Consider the following 26221-nt stretch of genomic DNA (forward strand, 5'->3'; position numbering starts at 1 on the left):
TCGGCAGGCACTGCAAAACCGACTGCGGGGCTGATGTCGGCCTCTGCTGGTCAAAAAGCGATATACCGACCGACGTGTTGTGGAATCCCAGCCTGATCCCGGAGCCGCTGTGCGCCATCGCTAAACCTCCCACGAAGAGGTCAAGCTTCCAATGTAATGAGTTTCAGTTCCAGATTTGATTTAGGGGCCTGCCTAGGAGATCGGTCATCAGCCGATAGTTTTCCGCTCGTGTCTGATTCTTCTTGCCACGATCGCAGGGCTGAGAGCCTGCGTGCAAGCTCTCGGACTTGCACTTCTGTGCGGATCCACTTTATTTCGGGGCGTCCTTGGGGAGCAAGAAGCCTGTCGCCTGCCCACTTATCTGCTTCAGCTTCTGCGCCAGTCGTGACGGGCAGCACGGGCGCAGACCTCCCCGCAGTAGCGCTGTCCGCGGTCGCAACTGCGGCAGATCGTTACCTGCGAACGGCAGCGGCCGCACAGAAAGAAGCGGCCCGTGAACATCCGCGACGGTCCTTTCGGAGCGCCGCTGGGAGTTCGGGGAAAAGGTCGACGGAATGCGCTGACAATGCGATAATGCAGGTCGCGCACCGTCAGTGGAGCGTGACACCGAGCCTGGACTTGCCAGTTGAGATCGGTGTTGCGCCGGATTGTTTCTGCGGCGCTGATTACCCGCAGATCTACCACAAGGCAGGCGCATGGCGGGGTAAGTCGAAAGCCGCCTCAGGGCGACTGGAGACGTGCCCCGCGTCTATCCCCTTCTCAACCTCAGATGATCAGCACCGCCCCGCAAAGGCGGTCGCCCGCTACAGCGCTAGTTGAAGAGCGCGCGGGCGACCGCCTTTGCTCTCTCCAGCGCTTCAGCTCGCGTGTCATCGTTTATCAGCGGTTTTCGACCGTCGTCGACAACAGATGACAAACCGCTCAGCGGCAGCGTAGGATCGTTCATGGCGGGTGTGGTCTCCGGGAATGGCGAGGATCGGCGTAAGCAACCAAATCCTACGTCATTTCAACGGCTTGCACCACATCCGCCAACCCCCATGCATTATCCGGGCTAGAAGCGATGCCATGGCGCGATACAACGACGCACTCGATCATGTTCTCAGGTCCGCATCCAATCAAAGGCGATTAGCTTCCGGCTTGTGCAATGCACTTGATTCAGTAGAGAGAGGGCCGAAGTCGCAGAAATCAATTTACCGCCTTGCATCGGGTTCAATGCGGGTGACCACCTGATAAAACCGTCTTTGCCACCCTAATGAGGGGTCCCGTCAGCCAGGAAAAGCCGTAACGTTAGCTGCACTTCCGGCGGCTCAGGTCCCCCACGGCCGTAGGCTGTGCGAACTAGCCAGGAGAATAGATCCGGCACGAAGAGCGAATTTCAGCTGTCATGCCAGTCGGCCACTTCCCGACAAATTGACTGACGGGCAGTGCCGATCGCCATGCAAGCCGAGACAATCATGAGCAAACACAAAGACCGTCGCAAGTCACGTCGCGATCGATATGACGACGAGCCCTTTTTTTCAGAACTGCACCCGGAGCCCAGTTATTTTCAGCGGCAGTCAGCCGGCACCTCGAACTGCGTCACGCCGAGGTGAAGTGGTTCAATGCCAGCAAAGGTTTCGGCTTCGTTGCACTCGCCGACGGCGCTGACGCATATCTTCATATGCGGGTGGTGGAGGCGGCCGGATGGCCGCAGTGTCTCAGAGGGCGCGCATCTCAAAGTTATCCTAGAGGAACGGCCAAAGGGCCGTCAGGTGGCGCAAAATTGTAGAGGTCATGAAAGCATCAACTCCTCAGCGTGTAGCGGACCGATCCAGTGTTGGACTGGGCCCCCAGTCGGGGGTCTCAGGCACCGTTAAGTTTTACAATCCTGAAAGGGGCTTGGGCTTCATTGCACCTGAAAGCGGCGAGAAGGATATCTTCGTTCACGCCTCCGCGCTGACGCGGTCTGGGCTCGCTGCGCAGGTTGAAGGTCAAAAAGTATTCGCCGAATGCGCGGCAGGCAAAAGAGGTCTGGAGCGCATTCGGCTCGCATAGCTCATCGCTCGGGCAGCCGATTCTTATTCTTGGTAAGGAGCCCGCTGCCGGAAGGCGACAGCGGGCTCGCATCGAAAACAGCGCACGAAGGGACAGCGCTGAATTCACGCCGGCATGCACTTCATGGACGTGCAATGCCGACACCGGGACCTTACAGGCCGAAGAGCTCATCGCAATGCACAAAATCTTTTCGCATGTGCGAAATTGTCAACACCTCAGTTGCGCCAGGAATAATTATTCGCTGAACAATTGAGGCTCTCGCGTAGCCATCACGGTGCCCAGTATTTTGTTGTTGGTCTGATAATTGCGTCGCGCAGAGGAACTGGCTTGGGAGGTGGGAGAAATGGATCCAAGATGCGGTTGTCCCTATCGGCGCCCTCCACGTGCAGAGGAAATGGCTACCAGCTAGGATACTGTTCAGCGCCTAAACTGCCGATATGTGGAGCTTACTGGGCGCCGTCCGGCCAACTTGAACACAAGGTATCGGACCCAAACTTCACGTCGAGTACGTGGTAAAAGCGGCGACTTTGAACATTGCGCAGGGCCTGGGCGTTCTTGGTCTGCGTTCGGTTGGGCAGGCAAATTACATGGCGCGCAGATTGCTTCGCATGGCGCAGCTGCGAGGAACTTACCCCCATTCACCGAGACACAGGAGTATCGCTGGCCGGCTATCTGGAAGCACTGCCAGAGCAGCTCCGGTTCGGAGGGAGCACCCGCTTGGTGGTGCTCTCGCCTTCGAGGCTGACACGCTGATTTAGCCCAACTGATGCTGCAGAAGGGGTGGGGGGACCGTGTCCGCTACCGCCGGCCAAATACATGAGCGATACCGCACCAGCTATGCTGGCCCCGGTTCGGCAGCGTGAACAGCAATCCGTGCCGAACCATCGCTGCCGTGCAATCGCATCGGCCAAGGCCGGGGAGTGGTATCCGACAATGTCCGACAATGGACAGGTCAGTTTGCGTGCGGAAGCGTTGCTCTGGAAGTCGTTTCTGCTTGGCACGTTCCATGCTTACCCGATCTGTCGAACGTGTAGCGCACCAAGGAGCAGAACAGATTCATGACCATATTCGCTGCAAACCCCGGCGGCTGGGTTTCCAAGACCCTGCTGATAACCATCTTAGCCTTCACCGGGATCAGGTCGCCAATGGCCGGCGAAGAGTCGCCATCCGATTTCCTACTCCACAATGGCATGGAAGTGGTCGTCATTCCTGACCATCGCGCCCCGGTCGTCACCCACATGATCTGGTACAAAATCGGCAGCGCCGACGAGCCGCCCGGCAACTCCGGCATCGCGCATTTTTTCGAGCATCTGATGTTCAAGGCGACCGCCAATCACGCCGCCGGCGAGCTCGATCGTGCGGTGTCCGAGATCGGCGGCTCCAAGAATGCCTTTACCTACTACGACTTCACCGCTTTCCACGAGACAGTGCCGTCCTCGGCGCTCGAGCAGATGATGGGTTTTGAGGCCGACCGCATGCGCAACCTCGTCCTCACCGACGACGTCATCAAGACCGAGCGCGACGTGGTTCTCGAGGAGCGCCGCTCGCGCATTGAAAATAATCCGCAGGCGGTGCTCACAGAGGAGCTTGATGCGACGCTCTGGCAGAATCAGCCTTATCGCATCTCGGTGGTCGGCTGGATGCAGGAAATACAACAGCTCAACCGAGAGGACGCGAAGGCGTTTTACGACGCCTACTACCACCCAAATAACGCGGTGCTGGTGGTGGTGGGCGATGTCGATCCCGACGCCGTGAAGGCGATGGCCGAAAGGACCTACGGCAAGATCGCGCGTGGACCGGATCTGCCGCCGCGCATCCGTCCGGTCGAACCCGAGCAGAACACCAAGCGCACGGTGACGCTCGCCGACGCGCGGGTTTCGGTGCCGAGCTTTTCCACGCAATGGGTGGTGCCGTCCTATCACACGGCCAAGCCCGGCGAAGCGGAGGCGCTCGACCTGCTGGCCGAGATCCTGGGCGGCGACAACCACAGCCGGCTTTACCAGGAGCTCGTCGTCAAGCAGGGGATCGCCTCTGACGCGGCCGCCTACTTCCAGGGCACCATGCTCGATGCCACCAACTTCACCGTTTATGGCGCGCCGCGCGGCGACGCCAGGCTTGCCGATGTCGAGGCGGCCATCGATGCCGAGATCGCCCGCGTCGTCAAGGACGGCGTGACCGAAGACGAGCTGGAGCGGGCCAAGACCCGCTTTGTTCGTTCGATGATCTTCACCCGCGACAAGCAGGACGAAATGGCCAAGATGTACGGCTCGACGCTCGCCACCGGCGGCAATGTGAAGGATGTGCAGGAATGGCCCGACCGCATCCGCAAAGTGACAGCCGCAGAGGTCAAGGCGGTTGCCGCCCGCTACCTCGTGCTCGACCACTCGACCACCGGCTATCTTCTGCCGCAGCAACAGGCGGGGAACTGATGATGAGCCTGGTCCTTGAACGGATGAGCAGCGTTCTTTCCCCCGCAAGGGGAGAAGAAAAGGTGGCGCGCGCCATCGCCACTCTGTGCATTGCCCTGTTCTTCCTGTCGCTGCCGGCGCTTGACGCGCGCGCCGAGATGAACATCCAGGAGGTGAAGTCGAAGAAGGGCATCACCGCCTGGCTGGTGGAAGACCATTCGATCCCGCTGGCCGCCATCCGCTTTGTCTTCGACGGCGGCAGCGCGCAGGATCCCGCCGGCAAGGACGGTCTGGTCAATCTGATGACCGGCCTGTTCGACGAAGGCGCCGGCGACCTCGACAGCGATGCCTTCCAGCTGAAGCTCGACGATGCCGGCGCCGAGATGAGTTTTGAGGCGGCGCGCGACGGCACCTATGGCTCGATGCGCATGCTGTCCGACCAGATGGACGAGGCGTTCGGCCTGCTGAAGCTGGCGGTGAACAGCCCGCGCTTCGACCAGGCGCCGATCGATCGCATCCGCGCCCAGGTGCTCTCCGGCATCCTCGCCAACGAGCGCGACCCCCACACGGTGGCGCAGCAGCGCTGGCTGCGCGCGATCTATGGCGGGCATCCCTATGCGCGGCCGTACCAGGGCACCAAGGAGAGCCTCGCCACCATCACCGCTGACGACCTCAAGGCCTTCCGCAAGGCGACTTTCGCCCGCAGCGGCCTGCATGTGGCGGTGGTGGGCGATATCGACGCCGCGACGCTGAGCGGCAAGCTGGACGAGGTGTTTGGCGACCTGCCGGACAAGCAGACGCTGGCTCCCGTGGCCGACGTCAAACCCAAGCTCGGCCAGCAGCTCGAGATCAATTATGACCTGCCGCAGACCTCGCTGCAGCTTGCCTGGCCCGGCGTGAAACTGAACGCGCCAGATTTCTTCGCTGCCGCGCTGCTGAATGAGATCCTCGGCGGCTCGACCTTCACCTCACGTCTCTTCGAGGAGGTGCGCGAGAAGCGCGGCCTTGCCTATGGCGTCAGCTCGAAGCTCGTCGATCATGAGCATTCCAACGCGCTGCTGGTGACGACCGCGACGCGCTCCGATCGGGCCGCCGAGACGCTTTCGATCGTGCGCAAGGTGGTGAAGGAGATGGCTAAGAACGGGCCGACCGAGGAGGAGCTCGCGACGACCAAGAAATACCTGATCGGCTCGTTTGCGATTAAGTACCTCAAGTCTTCGGATTCGATTGCGGCGACACTGGTCAGGCTGCAGCGCGGCAATCTGGGCATTGACTATATCAAGCGCCGAGCCGCGCTGATCGACGCGGTGACTCTGGAGGATGTCAGCACGGAGGCGAGGAAGCTTCTGTCGGCTGATCCGACCGTCATGATCGTCGGGCCGCCGCTCAACCGATATTAAAGGATGAGCGGCAGCTTCCTTGCTGGTTAGCAAGGCATCGCTTCAGCTTGCATCACCTGCCTCCTGGCGCTAATGCCGCCCTCTTGCTGCGGCGTATGCCTACGACAAAAAATGCGGGCGCACGCGATCCGCGCGGCCCGCAATGATAAATCGAGCTGGGGCGTCTAAGCTGACGCCTCAACATCGTAGATCGGCCACTTCCCATTGCTAGGAACCGAGGCACAGCCGTCCCGGCGTCGGCTTGCCGCGCCAGCATTGACTGACTTTGAGATTCTGAGCGCGCTGATTCCTCCCCGGCCAGCCGCGCCAGCTTCTACGATCCCGAGATCAATCGCAGCTACGGCATGATGGCATCCCATTATGGCGTCGGCGTTCTTCCAGCACGGCCGCATTAACGCGACCCAGGATCAGACCGAAACTGGCCGCTTTCAAATCGGAACGGCGGCCGGAATGAAATCGGAATGACTGGCCGGCTTCAAATCGGAATCGATGGCCGGCTTCGTCGGAATACGCATCCAGGCCTGCCTTCGGCCCCATTTGGTCGATGAGCTTCAGCGCCGAATTGATTGTCAATTCCGGCAGGGACGACTCCTAGGCCGCTTTTTTGGATACCCACGATCGCGCGACGCCGCAGTGAGCCGCGCGACGTCGCGGTGTGCAAGGAGAGTTGGTCGGCGGGAGTGGATGCGTTGCTCTGGAATCAACCGCTCTCGATTGTTGTGCTCTTATGAATCTCAGACATAGACGCGTGGAACGTGGTCCCGGAGCTGAGCATACAGCCCGACGATGTCGGTGCCCCACCAGGTGGCGACCTCATGCTGTGTGATGGTCTGGTCTCCCTGCTGCCCGAGCAAGAGCACCTGATCGCCGAAACAAGCATCGGGGATGTCCGTGAGGTCGATACGGAGATGTTCTAAATGAACCGGCGGCAGCAGAGGCGCACGCCGGCCTCTCACCAGTGCCTCAGCGCCGGGCGGGAGCTGACGTGGCAGCCCGTCTCCCCAACCGATACCGAGCACTCCGACGACCATTCCTTGCTGGTAGCCAGGCAGGCTCGGCGCCGTCCCGAGCGAGGAGTCGGTCCGCTTGATTGAAACCAGAGAGCTCGAAATGGCTTTAAGAGCCGGCCGCAGGGCGACAGGCCGGGTGGAGTGATCCGTGTCGGAGACACCAATGAACAAGGCGCCGGGATCGACAGCATCGAAATCCATCTCAGGGTATCGAAGCACACCCACCGTGCTCGCCACCATCGCAATGGGAGGTCGTGTCCCAGAAGCATTGGCCGATTGAAGAATCTGCTGCAAACGGGAGCGCTGTTCGCTTACATGGAAGGGCGTCTCCGAAGGCAGTTCGCTGAGATGCGCATAAAGCCCTTCGACATCGACATCGTCATAAGCATGGCCGGCCGCGAGCAATGCGCTGACAGCCGACGGCGCTGCCCCCGACCTGTAAAAGCCAAGATCAACCTTTACAAAGACCCGCGTGCTGTCCATTGCGGCACGCCAGCGTTCCAGTTCCTCGAGGCTGGAGATCGTGACTGTAAGCCCGAGCCGTTCGATGATGTCGGCCGATGACGGCAGAGGTCCTGGATAGAGCAGGATTGGAAGCTCGACTCCCATATGCCTTATCGCGACCGCATCCGGCAGCGCAGCGACGCCGAAGCCGTCAACCCCCTCTGCAGCCAGAGCTGAAGCCACCGGTCCGGCGCCGCACCCATAACCGTTGCGCTTCAGGCACGCGAAAATCCGTACTGCCGCGGGCAGGTGTGCGCGAAGCTGGCGATAATTGTGCCTGATCGCGTCTAGGTCGATCTCGTACCAGCTGCCGCGCAGCGGCGTGCGGTGGGGGTCAGAGGCGGCGGGTGGACCGCAATTTGTCAGTGTCTGATAGTCAAGCTGCATGACAAAAAAACAATGAAAACAATCCCGAGAACCGTCGATTTATCAAGTTTTCCGATACCGTCCAAGTGTTGGTGATAGGTGGGTTCCTAACCGCGTTCGGGAGCATTCCACCCTCAAGGAGGCAATTTAACCATCAGAGGGCAAGGCCATCAGTGTTGGCAAGCCCGCATGCCCTCAGGGAGCTTGCGGGCCTCTCTTAGCGAGCGCCGCTTTTGCTTGTCAGGTAGCCTTGCGGCCAAGTCCCATTGACTTGGCAAGCGAAGAACGGGCGGCGGCGTAGTTCGGGGCCACCATCGGATAGTCAGCCGGCAGGCCCCATTTGGCGCGGTATTCGTCCGGCGTCAGGCCATAGTGAACGGAAAGATGCCGCTTCAGCGACTTGAACTTCTTCCCGTCCTCCAAGCTGATGATGTAGTCCGGCGTGACGGACTTCCTGATGGGCACCGCTGGCGTGAGAGCTTCCGGCTTTTCCGCCGCGTCGCCGCCGGCGCTCTTCAACGCTCCATGCACTCGATCGATCAGGGCCGGGAGATCTCCGACCGGGACTGGATTGTTCGAGACATAGGCTGAGACCACCTCGGCGGTCAGCTCGATAAGGGCGCTGGTGTTGTCGTCGGTTTCTTCCATCGCGGTGCACTCCTTGCCTGAAGCAATGTCGCCGAAGCTCTCGTTTTTAATGGTGGCGTGGCGTGAACGCAACGAAGTCCGCGGGTAACGGGGTCAAGTTGAAAGTCCACGGAGGCTTTTTGCCACCGACAGGTCCCGGAATCGCGGGACTATCGCCGCCCTCGCGGGCTCAACAAGGCCATGAAGTTTATCCGACCTCTAGGTCCGCTTGATCATGGTGTCGGGTTGCGCGATTGTCGGCGCTGTGGACACAGGTGAGCGATGCGCCAGACGAAGAAGGCATGCCTTTCGTGCCGAGCGAATTTCACACTTCGACAGTCAAGGATTCCACGTGATTGGCATTCTCTCGATTCACACCACGGAAGGCCTGTTGGATATCGCGCTCGACGCGCACGCTGCCTACGCGATCCTGAAGGCCATCCGTTCGAACCGGTCGAAACTGGGCCTGCATAAAAGGAGGCCCGGTCGTAAGCCGGGCCCAGGAGTTAAACGGGAACGTACCCGTGAAGTGGTTCCAACGGCACCAAGGGATTGGGATTTATCCAACCTGATAGCGGCGGCCATGACGTGTTTGTTCACATTTCCGCTGTCGGCGCAGGCCTAAAGAGCCTCATTGATGGCCAGAAGATCAACTATGAGATCGAGCAGGACCGCCGCACTATTCTTCGCGGAATGCGCGATTGATCTGGTCAGACAGTGGCTTGAGAAAATAGGAAAGCGCTGTCCGCTGGCCCGCCTGGATCATAGCTTCGGCCGGCATGCCTGGGATCAGTGTCAGATCCTTGATCTTCGTCAGTTCAACACGCGGAACTGACAGGCGCACCAGGTAGTAAGAAGTGCCGTTTTTTTCATTCGTCGTCAGATCGGCCGCTATCCAGCTTACATACCCGTTCAACTCAGGTGTGGTTCTCAAGTTGAAGGCCGACATCCGCAACACGGCTTGTTGACCAAGGCGTATCTGGTCGATGTCCTTCGGAGAGATCTGTACTTCCAGCAGAAGATCGTCGCCATCAGGAACAATCAGCATGATCGGATCGGCGGGTCTGATCACGCCACCAACCGTATGGACAGCAAGCTGTTGGATGATTCCTGAGTGCGGCGCGACGATATCGATTCGCCGAAGCTCATCCTCAGCAGCTACCTTGCGTTCTAGGAATTCCTCCACTTGGGCCTGGACCTGTGCGAGTTCCCTGCCGACTTCCGCCTTGAGATCTTGATCAATCTGCAGGATTTGCAGACGAGTTTCGGCAATACGGGCCGCCGTCTGTGCCTGGTTCGCGACCGTTTCACCACGTTGACCGCTTAAGGTGGCAACCTGCGACTTGAGGCTGTTTAAGCGTTGGTCCGAGACAATGCCTTGTTCGCGCAGCCTACTCAAAACAGCAATTTCATGTCCGAGAATGTCAATACCTTTCTCATATGCAATCTGCTGCGCTTTGAGGCCCTCGATCTCATGCTTGTATTGCGTGATCCGCTCGGCCAGCTGCGACTTTTTTCCTTCGCGGGATTGCCTGCGAAATTCGAATAACTTCCGCTCACCGAGTATCGCGGAGGCAGCCGATGGAATATCTCGGCGCTTGAGCAGCCATTCCGGCAAGACGATCTCTGCCAGATCGTCACGCTCGGCTTCGAGCCGTGTTAGCCGAGACGCCAACTCATCGAGTCGCTTAATGATGATGGCTAGATTGGCGCGTGGCTGAGTGGCATCAAGTCGCATGATAACGTCGCCTGTCTTGACTCTATCGCCCTCACGCACGAGGATTTCTTTCACCACCCCACCGGTCGGGTGCTGCACTTTTTTAATGTATGAATCGACGACAAAGTGTCCGGGCGCGACAACCGCACCAGACAGATTCGTCACTGAAGCCCAGGCTCCCGCCCCTCCGAGAACGGCGACGCTCAAAAAAAGTGCTGTCAGTAAGTTTCGGCGAATAGAACGGGAAGCGTCGGCTTTCGTGTCAATTTCGGACATCGCAATCCTCGAATCAGGGTAGCCCTAGGTCTTTTTATGTGGACACAGCGCCCTTGGACGCAGACTGGGCAATCCCCTGAGCAGACGTCTTCCCAACATCGATCGCAGACACATCCTTGGATTCAGCTCGTGGCGTCGTCGCTGCTCTCTGCAAGACAGTGGAAAGCACTTCATCACGCGGACCGAAGGCTCTCTGTCGCCCACCTTCGAGCATCAATATGCAATCGACGGCCGCGATGGCGCTGGGGCGATGTGCGACGACAACGGCAATGCCGTTGCGCTCACGAACGGAATTGATCGCCTCGACCACGGCGACCTCGCCTTCCGCATCGAGGTTGGCATTGGGTTCATCAAACACGACTAGGAAGGGATCGCGATAAAGAGCACGGGCAAGACCGATACGCTGACGCTGCCCGGCGGAAAGTGCCGAGCCAGCTTCACCGATCTGAGTTTCATAGCCATGTTCAAATCTGAGGATCAGTTCGTGTGCGCCCGCTGCTTTTGCCGCAGCCACGATAGCCTCAGAATCAGGATTGTCGTCAAAACGAGAGATGTTTTCGCCGATGGTTCCGTCAAACAATTCAACGCCCTGAGGCAAATAACCGAGATGGCGGCCCAGTGCTTCTCGGTTCCATTGATCGAGGCCCGCGCCGTCGATGCAAACCTTTCCGGCGGACGGCCCCCAGGCGCCGACGATGGCGCGTGCGAGAGTTGACTTGCCAGAACCCGATGGACCGATGACCCCGAGTGCGCTTCCCGCTCGAACGGCAAACGCAAGGCCCGCCACAGTCGGTTTCTTCTCGCCGGGTGGAACGATCATCACGCCTTCGACGCGCAGTTCGCGTTCAGGTGCGGGCAATGGCATGACTGGAGCGGTTTGAGGCATCTTGGCCATGAGGTCCTTCAGCCGTGCCCAACTCTGGCGCGCCAGAAACAAAGTTTTCCAGCTTGAAATCGCCAAATCGACTGGAGCCAAGGCACGGCCCATCATAATAGAGCTGGCAATCATCACCCCAGCGGTAGCTTCACGTGCGATCACGAGGTAGGCGGCAACGGCGAGGATCGCCGATTGCAGCATCATGCGTAGCGACTTTGAAATCCCGCCTAGCCCAGCTGCCACATCTCCGGCTTTGCGATTGGCAGCAAGATATTTGGTATTCACCTTGTGCCATCGGGACGCGATCTGGCTTCTGAGGCCGAGAGCCTCTATGATTTCGGCATTGCGGCGCGCTGCTTCCAGTAGGCCGTTGCGGACCATGTTGTGGTTGATGGCATCGCGTGTGGCCCGTCGGGAGCATGCGTTTGTTAGAGCCGTTAGGGAAACCAGGACGACCACCCCGACAAGCGCCGTCATGCCAATCCAGAAGTGAAAAAGGAAGCAAATGCCGAGATAAAGCGGCATCCATGGGAGATCGAAGAACGCCGTGGGGCCGTTTCCGGCTAGAAACCCGCGAATATTGTCGAGGTCGCGAAGCGGCTGCAAGCCGTCGCCCGGTCTGCGTGTTAAAAGGGGCAGGCGAACAATTGCCTCATGAACGCGTCCGGAAAACTCCCCGTCGAAACGCTCGCCGATCCGCAGCAGTACGCGTGCGCGCAGAATGTCGAGCAGGGATTGGAATGCATAAAGTCCCACAGTAAGCACGACGAGCCCCAGCAACGTCGGTACGCTGCCGCTCGCCAGAACGCGGTCATACACCTGCAGCATGAACAGTGGCGAAGTCAGCGCAAGCAAGTTGATCACGCCACTGATTGAGAAAATTGCCCAAATGGTGGCCGTTAGGGCGAAAGGCCTCGAGGGGGACTGCTCTTTGTTCGCTGAAATTTTCAAGAAGGGACCCCCTAGGAAAGGCCTTCGTTCATAAGCACCGTCGGGGCTGGGATCTGCCACTTTTTGGGCCCGCAAAACCGGCCTACGTCACCGGCGACACCAACTCCTGACACACGGCGACTGCTCAGCGCGGGAATGCTTAGTCCTGGCGTCTTGGAGGAGACGAAGGTGAAGTCGGACCCAGTCAGATGCGGCGCCTCAATGTCTGCTACACTGTTAACAGCGCTCGGTCGTCATGCTCCATGCGAAGTTCATTTCGACCGTCGCCGAAATGATAATTAAGCCCTCTCCACCGAAGACTTTGTCGTTGTCCGCGCCGCCGAAGGCTCGGTCGACGCCCCCATCGGCCGAGATGGAGTCTTTGCCAGCACGGCCGTCGATCCGAGTATTACCTTGGAGAAATCTAAGATTAAGTCGTCACCGCTACTGCCGTACGGGGTATTGGCTGCGGGCCCAGCTTCGATAGGCGTTGCCACCGCATATACTCCTCACGATTGATTTCATAGCACTCTTGTGTCGCTGCACGAATTTGTAAAATCGATTGATTGGATAGAATGCATTCACTCTCTGGATGTCCTCCGGGTAGCGCGCCGCATCACACCCTCGAAGCTGGATTGGCTCTACGCCCCGCTGCCCCGTGGGACACAACGGAACGGCAGCTTGTGATGAGCTTTGCCCCGAAAGCAGCCGCCCGCTTTCAGCCCTGGACTACGTCACTTAGCAATACCCACTTGTTTGCACTTTCATGATTCCTGCGCGAGGCGTCGTTTATCGATACCGCGCAAGAAATCGGCCGGGCATCCATGCGGACACCCGACCGAGTTGCCTGAGCTGATAAGCCCATTCGCAATCCAGGAAGCACAAAGCACTTTTCCCGGATCTGCTCTCCAGGGCTATTTCTTGACCGCTGCCGAGAGTTCCTGGTTTGCTCCAAGATCAAGGCAGCGACGACGACTCACTTCACGATTGGCCGCAACCAATATCGTCACTGATCCAAACAATCACGCCGCCTTGATAGCCAACACCGCATTGGTGCCCGCGAACGCAAAACTATTGGAAAGCGTCACCTTGACTTTCCGCTCCCGCGCCACGTTGGGGGTAACGTCTAGATCGCAATCTGGATCTGGTTCGTCATAGTTGGCGGTAGGCGGTACGATCCCATGCCGAATTGCCATCACGCAGGCGATCAGCTCCAGTGCACCCGAGGCCCCGAGGCAGTGGGCATGCATCGATTTGGTCGAGGATACCGACATTCGATAGGCGTGGTCGCCGAACGCTCGCTTGATTGCTGCGGTCTCGATCTGATCGTTTGGCTTAGTGCCGGTGCCGTGAGCGTTCAGGTAATCGACCTCCTCCGGGACCAGACCCGCGTCGGCTAGACAAGCGCGGATCGCCGCCTCGGGACCCTCAATGGTCTGTGCCGCGATGTCGAAAGCGTCGGCTGAAAGGCCCGCACCGGCCAATTCCGCCAATATTTCAGCGCCTCTAGCGCGGGCATGGTCGTAACTTTCCAAGACTATCATGCCTGCGCCTTCGCCGAGAACAGCGCCCTGCCTGTTCGCGGAAAAAGGCCGGCAAGTGTCGGGCGATAGCACTCGCATAGCCTCCCACGATTTCACTACTCCCCAAACCAATGGCGCATCGGCGCCACCTGCCACCATCACATCAGCGCGGCCCCACCTAATCTGGTCGACGGCGGAGGCAATGGCATGGTTAGAGGAGGAACAAGCCGAAGTGATGCCGTAGACGGGACCGCGCAGTCCAAGGTCCATGCTGACATGTCCAGCAGCGGCGCCCGGCATGACCTTGGGCGCGGTGAAGGCCCCGGTCCTCTTTCTGCCGTGGAGCAACATAGCCCGGTAATCTTGCTCAATCGCCTCCCATCCGCAGACGCCCACACCGACCGTCGCACCCAGGCGATAGCGGTTTTTGTCAGACGCGGTCAGCCCTGCTTGCTGGACTGCTTCGCGAGCGGCAAGCACTGCAAGCACGCTGAACCGATCCATCGAAAGAACTTGCTTACGCTCGATCTCATGCTGAGGAAGATTGCGGATGGCGCATCCCGTGCGCGCGGTGATGTCGTGCAGCGAGGGACCGCTCAACACGCCGATTGCTGAACGGCCGTCGCACATGGCGGCCCAAATATCGGCAGCACAGCTGCCGAGCCCACAAATCCCGCCTATGCCGGTGATAACAACGCGCTTGTTCATTGTCAGTGCTCATTAAGCGCACGGAGGGCTTCGACCACGCTGCCCACGTTCTGCAAATCGCTCCAGGCCTCAGTAATGTCCGTTTCGATCTGGATCCCGTATTTCGTCTCAAGATCAAACAGGATGTCCGCCATTTCCAGCGGATGGATGCCCAAATCAGTCAGCTTCGTCTCAAGAGTGATCGGATTCCCATCCGGTTCAGCGTGCTTGCAGATCTCCGCCAGGATTTCGGCCGTAAGCTGGTTAGTCATGCCTTTCACCTCCCGTCTGGCGGCCGACCATGAATCTCGGTGACGCGAAAGATTCACCGATCAGCATTGTTGTGATGCAAAATTTCGCGCTATTGGGGAAATTGATATTTTGGATAAGAATCATTCAAGCAATGGATGGTGTGCCTATAGCCCAGAGGCGGACTCCGAACTATTTGTTTGCGACCGGCGTCGGGTTGGAATAGCCGCCCAGCATCACCGGAATACTCATTTTGAAGGGCGTCGTTCACAAATCGCATTTTTCCTGTACATAGTGATGTGCTAGAATTTCAGGACGCCGGAAATAGCATCGCTAGTCGATCCGGGTACACGCAGTCATATTGCGCTTTCGCTTGAGCCGCCTTTGCACCCGGCTCAACGTACCCTTATCGACGTCGCGGTCGACCCGAATGCACAGCGACCAACCAGCTCGATCTCGATTCCGGCCATCCCGCGCCGGCAGGCGTGCCGACGGCAGTTCCCCGATCTGCTCGTCGCTGGCCTCACAGGCAGCAACGGCAGCAGGACTGGCTCCATTCGGCGGGAGGGCTCTTACGCCAGCGAAACGGCTGGCTCGTATTGATCTGCGGCCCGCGCCGGGCAGGGAACCGGAGTGTCCAGTTGCGCCTCCTGGCGGAGATGACAGGCGGCCACTCGCCGCAAAGCACACCGCCGAAACGCTGAGCAGATCCAAAGTTGTGCAAATCATACCGCAGCCTTCGGCTATGGCACCAGGCGAGATGCCTCCTCCAACAAAATCTTCCGCATCCAGATGCTTGCCGGATCGCCATTCTGAAGCGCAGGCCACTGCATCGCCAGAGTGAACACCGGCAACGAGAGCGGAAGTTCGACGACGCGCAGCGGTAGTGTTTTTGCGAAATGCTCAACCAGCCTCAAGGGCATGGTCCCAATGCGACTGGTGCCCGGTAGCATCAGAGGGATCATGCTGAACCCCTGCACGACCACCTCGGCCCGCCTCTTGAGGCCATGCTCGATCAAAAACCACTCGTCAATGGATGGCTTGAGCGAACGTCCAAATCTGGCCATTACGTGACCCATTGACATATATTTTTCGAACGTGAGCTTTCTCGACAGTTCCTTGTTTGTCCGACAGCCCACACAGGCGAGTGTATCGTCGAAAAGCTTCGCTTTTGGATGCCCGCTTAACAGGAACATTTCAGGGAGTATCAGAAAATCGGCGTCACCGCGCCGGAAAATTTCTTCCATATCGTCAGCGAGAGGCAGGAGTTCGAAGCTGACGAAAGGGGCTTCTCGCGCAACACGGTCAATGACCCCCTGAAAGAAAACGATCGTCATGTAATCGGAAAGGATGACCCTAAAACAGCGATCGGATTTCCGCGGATTAAATTCCTCCCAGGAAATAACCGAGAGCTGTATATGCAGCAGCGCCTCGCGGACCGGCGAGGCGAGCGCCTCGGCTCGCGGTGTCGGGATGAGTTCACGGCCTTTCATTGTAAAAAGCTCATCACCAAAATAGCCGCGCAGCCGGGCGACAGCCGCGCTCATGGCTGGTTGGCTAAGGTGGATACTGCGAGCCGCCGCTGTGAGGTTACGCTCAATCATCAAAGCGTCGAGCGCGACGAGGAGATTCAGATCAAGGCCTTTAAACCGCATTTCAATTCCAATCTAGCGCATGGATGCATTTCATCCGAGCAATAGATTTCACCAATGTCACGAGACACCACATTTGAAAAGTGTCTTTATATGCAAATCGGGGAGGCAAAATGAAGCAGCCGACCGCCCGGGAGCTCATTAGCTCTGGCCCGAGATGTGCTGCAAGAGTCCTGCGCCCCAGCGGCCGCGTCAGGATCGGGACGGCACGTCTTTGAGCAAAGGGCTTTGAATCCAGGTTAACGAGCGAGTTCTCCGATGATTGAGGCGAGATAGTCGGGGTTCCATCCGGCGACTTTTCGTCGACGCTTGATGGATCGCTTGTCGGAGAGGGCTCTGACCAGATTGAGGGCGAAGTGGCGAACGACGGCGCTGTTGTGTGCGCCATGGCCTTTCGGAGCCGCGATTGATCGTCGTTGAAGACGACGTCGAGGGTCCAGTGCAGGGCGTTCTCGATCAGCCAGTGACCACCACGCACGGCCGAGGCGGCCTGCTCGGCGCCGAGCCGTGCTAAAGACATGAAGTATCTGGTCGTGGCGGCAGCGATCCTTAAGTTCGGTGCGGTTTTTCACGCGGATGATGGTTTTGGCCTCGGGCAAGCGCAGTTCGTCGGGAAAGCGGCGCGAGCCCGCCAGCCAGTCGGCCTCGCAAGAGACGGTGACGCGCCGTTCCTCGATGTCGGTGACGCGGTCGAGTTCAGCGGCAGGTGCATCAGCAAAGCAGGCTTCGACCTCAGCGCACAAGGTGGGCTGGTTAGCATTGATGGCGAGCAGATAGTCGGCGCCGACATTGCGGATTGCCGTGGCGATCGTTGCGTTGGTAGCGATGGCATCGATGGAGACGATCGCTCCCTTGAGGCCGTCATTTGCGCCCAGACGCTCCAGATGTGCCGCAAGTGCGGTGGTCTCGCCGCTCTTGTCGGGCACCGCCCCCTGGCCGGGCACCAGCCGAGACGTCGCGGCGAAGGCGGAGACTAGATGCAGCGGAGCCTTGTCGGCACTGCGGTCATGGCTGCGGCGCGAGGTGGCCACGAAGTCGGGCTTGTCCGGCGATGTCTGGCGCATCCAAGCGGTGAACGCATCGACAAACAGCGCAGGATTGATGCGGTTCATGAGGATGGTCGGCCATCCGCCGCAAATGCCCTCGTAGATAGCAGCGGTCAAAGCGCGGAGTTAGCCAGCGGTGCGTTTCAATCAAAATGCGGAAGCGAGCGGATTTGAAATCCGCGCTCAAGTAAAGCTGGGATTAGACGGGATACCGCCGTGACGGTCTGATCGCGCAGACCTGCACCAGATACGGCTAGCAACTCGTCGGGAGGAAACCCGTCATGCAAGCGGACGATTGCCCCGGGCTTGGCCGATTCCAGGACCGCATCGACGATCGTGTCCACCCCGGGGCGAGACCAGTCGCGCGGATCAACCGACCATTTGATAGCTGCCAGTTCAGCGATGGCGGACGCGGCAAAGACCTCTTCGGTCCAGTTCCCGTATGGCGCGCGCAAGTGCCGAACTGACGCTTGAGGGCAAGCCATCATAATAGCCGCATTAGCGTCAAATATTTCACGCTGCACCTCGTCGAACCCGCATCTAGACAGGTCCGGATGAGTCATCGTGTGGTTGCCTACCTCGTGCCCTTCCGCGACCATTCTTTGAATTAGCTCCGGCTGGCCCAAGGCATAGGCGCCAATGACGAAGAACGTCGCCGGGACCCGATGTTCCGCGAGCAGATTCAAGATCTGCGGTGTACAAAGCGGGTGAGGACCGTCGTCAAAAGTCAAATATATACTGCGGCGGCCGATGCAGTCGTCGCACTCACTGCGCAGGTCCCATAACCAGTCGGAATGTATCATTGGCTCTGGTCCGTTCCGGTCGATTGTCGCTCCGGCCGGCCAATCGGACGTTGAACATTCAACCGGTGTAACAGCGACAGCTGCGTTTTCCGTGCGCTTTGGGGCAAATCGGGTAGCGCATTGTGAAGGGTTGACCCCGACGTCGAATTGAGCGCCATCTTGTTCCAGGCGTGCCTGCATGGGGGTGCGATTATACTTCGGTCACAAGTGGGTCGAAGGCGCCAAACTTAGTGAAATGGCAAAGCAATCTGGTACATGTCAGTGTTGATGTGATTTGGCAAGGACTCTTAAGAGCCGCTTTTTTCCCAGGCTCCGGTTTGTACCTCGCTCAATTTGCGTTGATGTCCGATCATGAATGCAGGACTCAAGCAAATCAGTCAAATTGATTGATTGGATAAATCCCATCCGTATTGATACCACGCCCGGGGTCCAGTAAACCTCGCCTCGCACGGCGGTCGGCAGTTCTCCGAGACGTATTCCGGCGCGAGCGTAAACATCGGCGGCTCACTATTCTTGCGCGCTCCTGGGCTTGCGCGATAGCGGGTCGACCCGGTGCCTTTCACGGCAGAGACGCGGATCGGTTGAGAAGTCTTAGTCTAGCTTCCACCGCATAACCGCTCAGTGCTCGACCACCCCGGCAAAACCCAGGTCACGGCGTGTCACGGAGAGCAGGAACTCGTGTTCCGCCTCCTCATGGGACCACAACGGGCGCTCCTGCGGCCCCGGCACTGGAAGCCTCCTGTCGCATTTTCGGCGGGCGAGGCATGGATTCGCGAGCACAACGCACAGTGCCATCGGCATCGTGGCCATGCCCTCGGTGGCGGGGCTGAGCGTGTCGATTTCCACCGCCGGTTCAACGCGGTCTCGATCAAATCTGCTCTTCGCGCGCAGTCCTATTGGCTGCGGGGGAACCTGACCGCGACGGCGCACAGCACCAACTTCGGCCAGCCGATCATGAGCGGTCAGGACCCTTGGAACGCATAGATCCTAACATCCACCGATCGAATATCAACCATCCAAACAATCGATTTTACCAATCGATGGCGGTGCTGCATTAGGAACCCGAAATGAAGGGTTTGGCTCAGGAAGGACGGCAAGTTTGAGAGATCCCATCAGCGCTGGAACCCAGTCGTACGAGGTTCTGCCAGTTCAATTGGCTAGTATCGCGATCTCCGACGGCAGCGTCTGAACTCGCACCAGATCACGCGGCGTCGAACGCGTGATGCGTGCCCTCGGGAAGTATCAAAAAAGGAGTCTTTGTATGCGCTCTCAGGTGCGGTGGAAGCTGTGCTGGGAAAACGAGTTGCAACTTTCCGACCATATCGAACTCGCCGAATTCTTTCGAAGGACCTACGGACCGACCGGCGCCTTCAATGCCAAGCCGTTCGAAGGCAGCCGAAGTTGGGCCGGAGCTAGACCTGAGTTCCGTGCGATCGCGTATGACTCGAGCGGTATTGCGGCACACATGGGCATACTGCGTCGATTCATCAAAATCGATGGGGCTGATCTGCTAGTGGCTGAACTCGGATTGTACGGGATTCGTCGGGATCTCGAGGGGCTCGGAATCAGCAGTTCATTCCGCGTCGTGCTTCCCGTGTTGCAGGAACTCGCGGTTCCATTCGGCTTCGGCACGGTTCGGCCAGCGTTGCATAAACACGTTGCAAGATTGGGGCGAGGCGGTCTGCTGGTCGTCAAGTCGGGCGTTCGCGTGCGCTCCACCCTTAGAGACGCGCTTCTCGACAAACCGCCCACGCGCATAGACGACGCACTCGTCGTTGTCTTGCCAGTTGGGCGTCCGATAACCGATTGGCCCGCCGGCGAGATGATTGATCGGAACGGAGCAGAGCTTTGAGCCACCTCGACTGCTTGTCCGAAGTGTACAGCGAGTGCGCTAACGGTGCCGGCCAACCTAGCGTTTATTTGACGTTTGACGACGGCCCTCATCCGTTTTGCACACCGAAGGTGCTCGACGTGCTGGCGCAACACCGTGTGTCGGCGACTTTCTTCGTCATTGGCGCGTACGCGGCAGACCAGCCAGCACTAATCCAACGAATGATCACGGAAGGGCACGAGGTTGCTAACCATACGATGACCCACCCTGATCTGTCCGAATGCGAACCCGGCGTAGTGCAGCGTGAGATCTTCGAGGCGAACAGAGCCATCAAAGCGGCCTGCCCTGGAGCCTCGGTGCGGTACATGCGCGCTCCTTATGGCATCTGGACCGAACAAGTGATCGCCTCTGCGGCCAGTATTGGGCTGTCGGCTGTCCACTGGTCGGCAGATCCGCAAGACTGGTCTAGTCCCGGTGTCAATGCAATCGTCGATGCAGTGCTGGCCTCCGTCCGGCCGGGCGCAATCGTGCTCTTGCACGACGGGTGCCCTCCTAGCGAGATGAAGCCGGGCAGTGACGCCGGCTTGCGAAGCCAAACCATCCTGGCCCTCTCGCGCATAATTCCAGCATTGCACGACCGCGGCTTTGTAATGCGCTCGCTTCCCCAACAACACTAAACGAACCAAAGATCTCATGGACCTTCTTGGCACAGTCAGCACTGTCACCATCTCGTGTTATGCGCTGCTCTCGACCACATATAAGAGCATGCAAGCCGCTTATGCCGGCACGGCAAGCGTTTCATTGGTCTCGGACAACCTAGCCAGTCCCGATCTTTGGCCGAGCGTGGACGTCATCATTCCTTGCTACAACGAGGACCCCCGCACACTCTTCGAGTGCCTCACGTCGATTGCAAACCAGGACTACGCCGGAAGACTGCAAGTCTATGTAGTTGATGACGGTTCTGGAAACCGGGACGCCGTTGCGCCCGTTCACCAGAGCTTCGCGGGCCACCCGAACTTCAACTTCATTCTGCTCCCCAAAAATGCCGGAAAGCGCAAGGCACAGATCGCCGCGATACGCCGATCATCTGGAGATTTGGTGCTCAATGTCGACTCGGACACGATGCTAGCGTCCGATGTCGTCACAAAGCTTGCGCTGAAGATGCAAGATCCCGGGATCGGCGCAGCCATGGGTCAGTTGACAGCCAGCAACCGGAGCGACACTTGGCTGACCCGGTTGATCGATATGGAATACTGGCTGGCTTGCAACGAGGAACGCGCAGCGCAGGCTCGCTTCGGCGCCGTAATGTGCTGCTGCGGCCCGTGTGCCATGTACCGTCGATCCGCACTCCTTTTGCTGCTGGATCAGTATGAGACCCAAACATTTCGGGGAAAGCCAAGCGACTTCGGTGAAGATCGCCATCTTACGATCCTAATGCTGAAAGCAGGCCTTCGAACTGAGTACATCCCGGACGCCATCGCGGCAACAGTCGTTCCAGATAGCCTAGGGCCTTATCTGCGCCAACAACTCCGGTGGGCACGCAGCACTTTCCGGGACACCTGGCTTGCACTGAATCTGCTACCGGGCCTCAACGGCTTTCTAACATTGGACGTGGTGGGACAGAATCTCGGGCCGCTACTACTCGCCGTATCGGTGCTAACAGGCCTCGTGCAGTTCGCACTGATGGGCACCGTGCCATGGTGGACAATCCTGATGATTGTATTCATGACCATCGTTCGCTGCAGCGTGGTGGCGCTTCGTGCTCGCCAACTTCGATTTATAGGCTTCGCTGTCCACACATTCATCAACGTCTTTCTCTTGCTCCCCCTGAAAGCCTATGCGTTGTGTACGTTGAGCAACAGCGATTGGCTGTCGCGCAGCTTCGCTGCCACCGTGGCAGTCAATGATGGGAAACAGGCTCCCGTCCAGAACCTGACCACTGAATCAAGCACTACAAAATTGTCGGAAGATGCGGTGCCGAATCGTATGCGCCATCTTGCGCGGGACTGTTCGGTGCTGGTGACTTCCGATGAGTGATGGTTGCGTAATCGAGGTAGACGAATTTTGAAGTTGGACAATAATCATCGATTGTTGGATCGGGAATTGGCCGCCGACGATCCGTGGCTGCTCGATGCCAATTCGTTCGAGCGGGAGCGTCACACGCAAATGCTGCGGCTGTCGCTTTTGCATGGATCCATCACAAATGCACTTGAAGTTGGGTGTGCGGCAGGCGCGTTCACGGAAAGGCTAGCGCCCCATTGCCAACGGCTTACAGTAATCGATGTCGTGCCGCGCGCGATTGATCGAACGCGCAGACGGATGAAGGAGCTACCGCACATCACCTGGGTAGTCTCCGATGTTCAACAGTTCTCGACTGAGGAGCCGTTCGATCTGATCGTCGTGGCGGAGGTTCTTTATTACCTCAACGGCATAGCCGAGATGCGCGCTGCCATCCGCAACCTTGCGCGGATGCTTGCGCCAGGGGGACACCTGGTATTCGGATCGGCGCGTGATGCCACTTGCCGGCGCTGGGGTCACGCCGCTGGTGCCGAGACTGTCATGGCAATGCTGAACGAGACGTTGATCGCTGTCGATCATCTGCAGTGCCAGGGTGACACCCCTAGCCAAGACTGCTTGCTCGCCCGTTTTCGGAGTCCGGTTCGGCCTCCGGATCTATCGAATTGCCTGCGTTAGACGAGGAAGCATTATGCGCATTTGTGGTATCAAGCTGACGCATGACGGGGCGGTCGCCCTTGTCGAGGACGGACAACTCGTCTTTTGCCTTGAACAGGAGAAGCGGGACAATAACCGACGATATCAAGCCATCGACCATCTGGAGTCAGTTGTCTCCGCCTTGGCGGAGCACGGTCTGGATCCGCGGGACGTAGATCAGTTCGTTATCGACGGCTGGGACGGTGATTTGGAGTCGCAGTTCCAGGTCCTTAGCGGGGCGGGTCCGATCACTCTCAAAGGGGCCCCCTACGTCGAACGCCATGCCGAGGGCCTCCTCACTTCGCTCGACGGCTCCGGCCTGATGCTCGGTGGCCGGCTTTTCTCTTATAGAAGCTACCCGCATGTTACCGGCCATGTGACCTCGGCGTACTGCACCAGCCCTTTCGCCAAAACCGAACAGCCCGCATTCTGCTTGGTCTGGGACGGGTGCATCTTTCCACGCCTCTATTATGTAGAACGCCGCGGCGCCCGGTTCCTAGAATGCCTATTCCCAGTGATAGGCCATGTTTACGCAGCTGCGGGCCATCACTTCGGGCCTTATAAGCGGGCGGGTCGCGGCGACTGGGATCTAGGTGTTGCCGGCAAGCTGATGGCCTACATCGCACTCGGGTCGGTCGATGAAGACATCGTGGCAGTGTTTCAGGAACTCTACCGGGAGCGCTTTGCGGGCGACACAGAGCTAGCCAGGCATTACCGTGCGGATATCAACAGCGCGGAGCCCTTGCTTGCGCGCGTGCATGACTTCTTCGAAGCCAGTGCGCTCCGATTGAGGGATCAGGCACCCGAAGATGTGCTTGCATCCTTTCATCTTTTTCTCGAGCGTCTCCTCGTCAGCGAAATGGCGACCGCTGCGGAGCGGCACGCACATCTTTCGGGGGCGCGAAATTTGTGCATCGCCGGCGGCTGCGGTCTCAATATTAAATGGAACAGTGCCTTACGCGAGGCGGGTCTCTTCGATGCTGTCTGGGTGCCGCCATTTCCGAATGACAGCGGCTCGGCAATCGGTGCCGCTTGCAGCGCAATGGTTGTGCAAGATGGCTTCGTTCCTCTGGATTGGTCGGTTTACAGCGGCCCGGCCCTGCTAGATGGCCAACTGCCTTCGGGATGGAACTCCGAACCGTGCAGCATGCGAAAACTCGCTTCCATTCTCGCCAGCAATAAGCCCGTCATTTTCCTTACAGGGCGCGCCGAGCTCGGACCACGGGCACTGGGTGGCAGAAGCATTCTCGCGGCCGCGACTTCGCCCGAAATGAAGGATTATCTCAACGACGTCAAACTTCGCGAACACTTCCGCCCCGTGGCGCCGATCTGCCTTGAGGACCGCGCGCCGGAAATATTCAGCCCAGGAACGCCGGATCCTTACATGTTGTTCGACCATCAGACACGGGCGGAATGGCGGGACAAAGTCCCCGCTGTCGTGCATCTCGACGGTTCTGCGCGACTGCAGACCATTTCCAGAACCTCTGAGCACAAGGTGGCCGAGCTACTCATCGAATATGAAAAACTCACGGGCATTCCGCTGCTTTGCAATACGAGTGCCAACCACCATGGACGTGGGTTCTTTCCGGGTGCCGCCGCAGCCTGCGGCTGGGGAAAAATTGAACACATATGGTCCGATGGTGTGCTGTTGACCAAAATTCCCGAAACTGAACTATCGCCGGTCGACGGCGCCCTTACGCTGGTTTGAGTGCGCGACCATGGTGGCAATCGACTTTGTCGGCGTGACGAAATCATATGGCAAAAGGGTCGTTGTCGACGGCATGTCATTCACCGTTGCACCGGGAGAGTGCTTAGGGCTGCTGGGGCCGAACGGCGCGGGCAAAAGCACGATTACACGGCTGCTCCTCGGTATGGCAACGCCTAACGCAGGCAAGATCACGGTGTTCGGCGTGCCAGTGCCGGCACGTGCCCGTTTGGCACGTGGACGCATCGGCGTGGTCCCGCAGTTCGACAACCTTGATCATAGGTTCACGGTACGTGAAAACTTGCTGGTGTTCGGGCGATACTTTGGCATGAGCAAACGCGAGGTCGAAGCGGTCAGCCCATCGCTGCTCGAGTTCGCCCGCCTCGAGAACAAGGCGGATGCGCGCGTCGCCGAACTGTCCGGCGGCATGAAGCGACGCCTGACGATGGCCCGTGCGCTGATTAATGACCCGCAACTCTTGGTCATGGACGAGCCGACCACTGGCCTCGATCCACAGGCGCGCCACCTGATCTGGGAACGCCTGCGTTCCTTGTTGGCGCGGGGCAAGACGATACTTCTGACCACTCACTTCATGGAGGAGGCCGAGCGGTTGTGCGACCGGCTGTGTGTGCTCGAGCATGGGCGCAAGATCGCCGAAGGGCGACCACACGCGTTGATCGACGAGCAGATCGGCTGCCAGGTGGTCGAAGTCTATGGCGGCAATCCACAAGAACTGAGATCGCTGGTCAAGCCGTACGCGCAACGCATCGAGCTGAGCGGCGAAACCCTCTTTTGCTATGCGCCCGATCCCGAGCAGGTGCTCAGGCAGCTGCGTGGGGTTGCTGGTCTGCGCCTTTTGCAGCGTCCGCCGAATCTCGAGGATGTCTTCTTGCGGCTGACCGGGCGCGAGATGAAGGACTGAACAATGATCGAAGGTTATATGGCCGTTATGCCCGCCAATGCCTGGAATTGGGTTGCAGTGTGGCGCCGCAATTATTTGGCTTGGAAGAAAATTGCCCTTGCGGCGGTTCTCGGGAACCTCGCTGAGCCGATGATCTCGTTGTTCGCTCTCGGCTTTGGCCTCGGGATAATGATAGGTCGTGTTGAAGGCACTTCGTACGTAGCTTTTCTGGCGGCTGGCATGGCCGCGGTAAGCGCGATGACCTCGGCGACCTACGAAACGATCTACTCGACTTTTGCTCGCATGGGAGGCGAACGCACCTGGGAAGCGATGCTGTGCACTCAACTCACGCTCGGCGATATCGTACTTGGTGAACTAGCCTGGGCCGGCACCAAGTCTCTTCTGGCCGGTACGGCGATTACGCTAGTTGCTGCCACGCTCGGCTATGCCGCGTGGCCATCCCTTCTCTACGCGCTGCCAATCATCGCCCTAACTGGCCTTGCTTTCGCAAGTCTAGCCATGATCGTCACGGCGCTTGCGCCCAACTACGACTGTCTCGTATTTTATCAAACGCTTGTTCTCACGCCTATGCTGTTCCTGTCCGGGGCCGTCTTTCCGGTCAGCCAAATGCCAGGCGCTTTTCAGCAGGTATCGTCTCTCTTGCCTCTTGCTCACTCGGTCGACCTGATCCGCTCAGTCATGCTTGGCCGCCCGGCTGAAAGCCTCGGCCTGCATATTACGACACTTTGCGTCTACGCGGTTTTGCCGTTCTTCTTGTCGGCGGCGCTATTGCGTCGGCGCCTGATGCGCTGACGCTGCTGCGTCGGTGCCGAGGCTTTGGCACTCGCCCCCTGTCAGCGCAGACCGTGGTGCTATCCCTTCGATTGTACGGTTTGCTTGAGTGCGAGCTTAATCCGACCGGTTGCGAACATCGTCGAGCGAGGCAGTGTCGAAGATGGCAAT

24 protein-coding genes and 2 pseudogenes are annotated in these 26221 nt (G+C 58.8%); 12 read left to right on the forward strand and 14 right to left on the reverse strand.

Annotated elements, in window-relative coordinates; genetic code table 11:
• Positions 1–811: 811 nt before the first annotated feature.
• Positions 812–946 (reverse strand): hypothetical protein, encoded by a 135-nt coding sequence (locus RFN30_RS29450; RefSeq protein WP_320229398.1) that lies wholly within the window; start codon positions 944–946, stop codon positions 812–814.
• Between the two features lie 642 nt (positions 947–1588).
• On the opposite strand from RFN30_RS29450, the gene RFN30_RS29455 reads away from it, so the two are divergent.
• The 4 genes from RFN30_RS29455 (at position 1589) to RFN30_RS29470 (ending at position 5842) form a co-directional block, all read left to right on the forward strand.
• The gene (locus RFN30_RS29455; protein ID WP_320229397.1) at positions 1589–1768 is read left to right on the forward strand and encodes a cold-shock protein; all 180 of its coding nucleotides are present in this window, start codon (positions 1589–1591) and stop codon (positions 1766–1768) included.
• A 5-nt stretch (positions 1769–1773) separates the two neighbouring features.
• Entirely contained in the window at positions 1774–2034 is a 261-nt protein-coding gene (locus tag RFN30_RS29460) for a cold-shock protein (RefSeq protein ID WP_320229396.1), read from the forward strand.
• 1058 nt (positions 2035–3092) lie between these two features.
• On the forward strand, positions 3093–4463 hold the full coding sequence (locus RFN30_RS29465) for a M16 family metallopeptidase (RefSeq protein ID WP_430691586.1): 1371 nt from the start codon (positions 3093–3095) through the stop codon (positions 4461–4463).
• Positions 4463–5842, forward strand: a complete 1380-nt coding sequence (locus RFN30_RS29470; protein ID WP_430691587.1) for a M16 family metallopeptidase — start codon at positions 4463–4465, stop codon at positions 5840–5842. Before RFN30_RS29465 ends, RFN30_RS29470 begins: the two co-directional genes overlap by 1 nt.
• A 327-nt stretch (positions 5843–6169) precedes the next feature.
• Here RFN30_RS29470 and RFN30_RS29475 read toward each other — a convergent pair whose 3' ends face one another.
• From RFN30_RS29475 to RFN30_RS29485, 3 genes are all read right to left on the reverse strand, one after another.
• Positions 6170–6415, reverse strand: coding sequence for a hypothetical protein (locus RFN30_RS29475; protein WP_320265573.1), 246 nt, complete (start codon positions 6413–6415; stop codon positions 6170–6172).
• Between the two features lie 161 nt (positions 6416–6576).
• Positions 6577–7743: an alanine racemase gene (alr, locus tag RFN30_RS29480; protein WP_320229394.1), complete on the reverse strand. Its 1167-nt coding sequence runs from the start codon at positions 7741–7743 to the stop codon at positions 6577–6579.
• A gap of 219 nt (positions 7744–7962) precedes the next feature.
• Positions 7963–8370 (reverse strand): Ros/MucR family transcriptional regulator, encoded by a 408-nt coding sequence (locus RFN30_RS29485; RefSeq protein WP_320229393.1) that lies wholly within the window; start codon positions 8368–8370, stop codon positions 7963–7965.
• 503 nt (positions 8371–8873) lie between these two features.
• Between RFN30_RS29485 and RFN30_RS29495 the strand changes: the two are divergent.
• Positions 8874–9054, forward strand: a pseudogene (locus tag RFN30_RS29495) (cold-shock protein).
• Here the strand turns inward: RFN30_RS29495 and RFN30_RS29500 are convergent.
• The 10 genes and pseudogenes from RFN30_RS29500 to RFN30_RS29540 form a co-directional block, all read right to left on the reverse strand.
• Entirely contained in the window at positions 9029–10342 is a 1314-nt protein-coding gene (locus RFN30_RS29500; protein WP_320229391.1) for an HlyD family type I secretion periplasmic adaptor subunit, read from the reverse strand. The pseudogene RFN30_RS29495 and the gene RFN30_RS29500 sit on opposite strands and share 26 nt — an antisense overlap.
• Before the next feature lie 34 nt (positions 10343–10376).
• A complete protein-coding gene (locus RFN30_RS29505) occupies positions 10377–12110 on the reverse strand; it encodes a type I secretion system permease/ATPase (protein ID WP_320229403.1) in 1734 nt (577 codons plus the stop codon).
• 276 nt (positions 12111–12386) lie between these two features.
• On the reverse strand, positions 12387–12551 hold the full coding sequence (locus tag RFN30_RS29510; protein WP_320253123.1) for a hypothetical protein: 165 nt from the start codon (positions 12549–12551) through the stop codon (positions 12387–12389).
• A 620-nt stretch (positions 12552–13171) separates the two neighbouring features.
• Positions 13172–14380, reverse strand: a complete 1209-nt coding sequence (locus RFN30_RS29515; RefSeq protein ID WP_320229390.1) for a beta-ketoacyl-[acyl-carrier-protein] synthase family protein — start codon at positions 14378–14380, stop codon at positions 13172–13174.
• Positions 14381–14382: 2 nt separating this feature from the next.
• Complete coding sequence (locus RFN30_RS29520; protein WP_320265574.1) at positions 14383–14631, reverse strand: acyl carrier protein; 249 nt, start codon at positions 14629–14631, stop codon at positions 14383–14385.
• Between the two features lie 720 nt (positions 14632–15351).
• The gene (locus tag RFN30_RS29525) at positions 15352–16263 is read right to left on the reverse strand and encodes a LysR family transcriptional regulator (protein ID WP_320229389.1); all 912 of its coding nucleotides are present in this window, start codon (positions 16261–16263) and stop codon (positions 15352–15354) included.
• 236 nt (positions 16264–16499) lie between these two features.
• The gene (locus RFN30_RS29530; RefSeq protein WP_320229388.1) at positions 16500–17372 is read right to left on the reverse strand and encodes an ISAs1 family transposase; all 873 of its coding nucleotides are present in this window, start codon (positions 17370–17372) and stop codon (positions 16500–16502) included.
• A gap of 77 nt (positions 17373–17449) precedes the next feature.
• Entirely contained in the window at positions 17450–18109 is a 660-nt protein-coding gene (gene nodB / locus RFN30_RS29535; protein WP_320229387.1) for a chitooligosaccharide deacetylase NodB, read from the reverse strand.
• 15 nt (positions 18110–18124) lie between these two features.
• Positions 18125–18289, reverse strand: a pseudogene (locus RFN30_RS32470) (hypothetical protein); the annotation flags it as partial.
• Between the two features lie 438 nt (positions 18290–18727).
• Positions 18728–18955: a hypothetical protein gene (locus RFN30_RS29540; protein ID WP_320253115.1), complete on the reverse strand. Its 228-nt coding sequence runs from the start codon at positions 18953–18955 to the stop codon at positions 18728–18730.
• Between the two features lie 415 nt (positions 18956–19370).
• Between RFN30_RS29540 and RFN30_RS29545 the strand changes: the two genes are divergently transcribed.
• From RFN30_RS29545 to RFN30_RS29575, 7 genes are read left to right on the forward strand one after another with little or no spacing between them, the layout of a single operon-like run.
• Positions 19371–19961: a NodA family N-acyltransferase gene (locus RFN30_RS29545; RefSeq protein ID WP_320216521.1), complete on the forward strand. Its 591-nt coding sequence runs from the start codon at positions 19371–19373 to the stop codon at positions 19959–19961.
• Positions 19958–20617, forward strand: a complete 660-nt coding sequence (nodB, locus tag RFN30_RS29550; protein WP_320229386.1) for a chitooligosaccharide deacetylase NodB — start codon at positions 19958–19960, stop codon at positions 20615–20617. Before RFN30_RS29545 ends, nodB (RFN30_RS29550) begins: the two co-directional genes overlap by 4 nt.
• Before the next feature lie 16 nt (positions 20618–20633).
• Positions 20634–21977: a chitooligosaccharide synthase NodC gene (nodC, locus tag RFN30_RS29555; protein WP_320223259.1), complete on the forward strand. Its 1344-nt coding sequence runs from the start codon at positions 20634–20636 to the stop codon at positions 21975–21977.
• Between the two features lie 3 nt (positions 21978–21980).
• Positions 21981–22634 carry a nodulation methyltransferase NodS gene (gene nodS / locus RFN30_RS29560; protein ID WP_320216518.1) on the forward strand — a complete coding sequence of 218 codons (654 nt, stop codon included), beginning with the start codon at positions 21981–21983 and terminating at the stop codon, positions 22632–22634.
• Between the two features lie 13 nt (positions 22635–22647).
• On the forward strand, positions 22648–24360 hold the full coding sequence (nodU, locus tag RFN30_RS29565; protein WP_320265575.1) for a nodulation protein NodU: 1713 nt from the start codon (positions 22648–22650) through the stop codon (positions 24358–24360).
• A gap of 10 nt (positions 24361–24370) precedes the next feature.
• The gene (gene nodI / locus RFN30_RS29570) at positions 24371–25279 is read left to right on the forward strand and encodes a nodulation factor ABC transporter ATP-binding protein NodI (protein WP_320229382.1); all 909 of its coding nucleotides are present in this window, start codon (positions 24371–24373) and stop codon (positions 25277–25279) included.
• 3 nt (positions 25280–25282) lie between these two features.
• Positions 25283–26071, forward strand: a complete 789-nt coding sequence (locus tag RFN30_RS29575; protein ID WP_320216515.1) for an ABC transporter permease — start codon at positions 25283–25285, stop codon at positions 26069–26071.
• Positions 26072–26221 lie beyond the last annotated feature (150 nt).

It is taken from the genome of Mesorhizobium dulcispinae, assembly GCF_033977345.1.
In the GTDB taxonomy this organism is placed as follows: Bacteria; Pseudomonadota; Alphaproteobacteria; order Rhizobiales; family Rhizobiaceae; genus Mesorhizobium; species Mesorhizobium dulcispinae.

What these genes read in the sequence shown, in the direction of transcription:
- nodU (WP_320265575.1), top strand. Translation starts at nt 22,648, where the DNA reads ATGCGCATTTGTGGTATCAAGCTGACGCATGACGGGGCGGTCGCCCTT.
- nodC (WP_320223259.1), top strand. Translation starts at nt 20,634, where the DNA reads ATGGACCTTCTTGGCACAGTCAGCACTGTCACCATCTCGTGTTATGCG.
- RFN30_RS29545 (WP_320216521.1), top strand. Translation starts at nt 19,371, where the DNA reads ATGCGCTCTCAGGTGCGGTGGAAGCTGTGCTGGGAAAACGAGTTGCAA.
- RFN30_RS29450 (WP_320229398.1), bottom strand. Translation starts at nt 946, where the DNA reads ATGAACGATCCTACGCTGCCGCTGAGCGGTTTGTCATCTGTTGTCGAC.
- nodB (WP_320229387.1), bottom strand. Translation starts at nt 18,109, where the DNA reads ATGATACATTCCGACTGGTTATGGGACCTGCGCAGTGAGTGCGACGAC.
- alr (WP_320229394.1), bottom strand. Translation starts at nt 7,743, where the DNA reads ATGCAGCTTGACTATCAGACACTGACAAATTGCGGTCCACCCGCCGCC.
- RFN30_RS29465 (WP_430691586.1), top strand. Translation starts at nt 3,093, where the DNA reads ATGACCATATTCGCTGCAAACCCCGGCGGCTGGGTTTCCAAGACCCTG.
- RFN30_RS29525 (WP_320229389.1), bottom strand. Translation starts at nt 16,263, where the DNA reads ATGCGGTTTAAAGGCCTTGATCTGAATCTCCTCGTCGCGCTCGACGCT.
- RFN30_RS29530 (WP_320229388.1), bottom strand. Translation starts at nt 17,372, where the DNA reads ATGAACCGCATCAATCCTGCGCTGTTTGTCGATGCGTTCACCGCTTGG.
- RFN30_RS29515 (WP_320229390.1), bottom strand. Translation starts at nt 14,380, where the DNA reads ATGAACAAGCGCGTTGTTATCACCGGCATAGGCGGGATTTGTGGGCTC.
- RFN30_RS29520 (WP_320265574.1), bottom strand. Translation starts at nt 14,631, where the DNA reads ATGACTAACCAGCTTACGGCCGAAATCCTGGCGGAGATCTGCAAGCAC.
- RFN30_RS29485 (WP_320229393.1), bottom strand. Translation starts at nt 8,370, where the DNA reads ATGGAAGAAACCGACGACAACACCAGCGCCCTTATCGAGCTGACCGCC.
- nodI (WP_320229382.1), top strand. Translation starts at nt 24,371, where the DNA reads ATGGTGGCAATCGACTTTGTCGGCGTGACGAAATCATATGGCAAAAGG.
- RFN30_RS29575 (WP_320216515.1), top strand. Translation starts at nt 25,283, where the DNA reads ATGATCGAAGGTTATATGGCCGTTATGCCCGCCAATGCCTGGAATTGG.
- RFN30_RS29500 (WP_320229391.1), bottom strand. Translation starts at nt 10,342, where the DNA reads ATGTCCGAAATTGACACGAAAGCCGACGCTTCCCGTTCTATTCGCCGA.
- RFN30_RS29460 (WP_320229396.1), top strand. Translation starts at nt 1,774, where the DNA reads ATGAAAGCATCAACTCCTCAGCGTGTAGCGGACCGATCCAGTGTTGGA.
- RFN30_RS29470 (WP_430691587.1), top strand. Translation starts at nt 4,463, where the DNA reads ATGATGAGCCTGGTCCTTGAACGGATGAGCAGCGTTCTTTCCCCCGCA.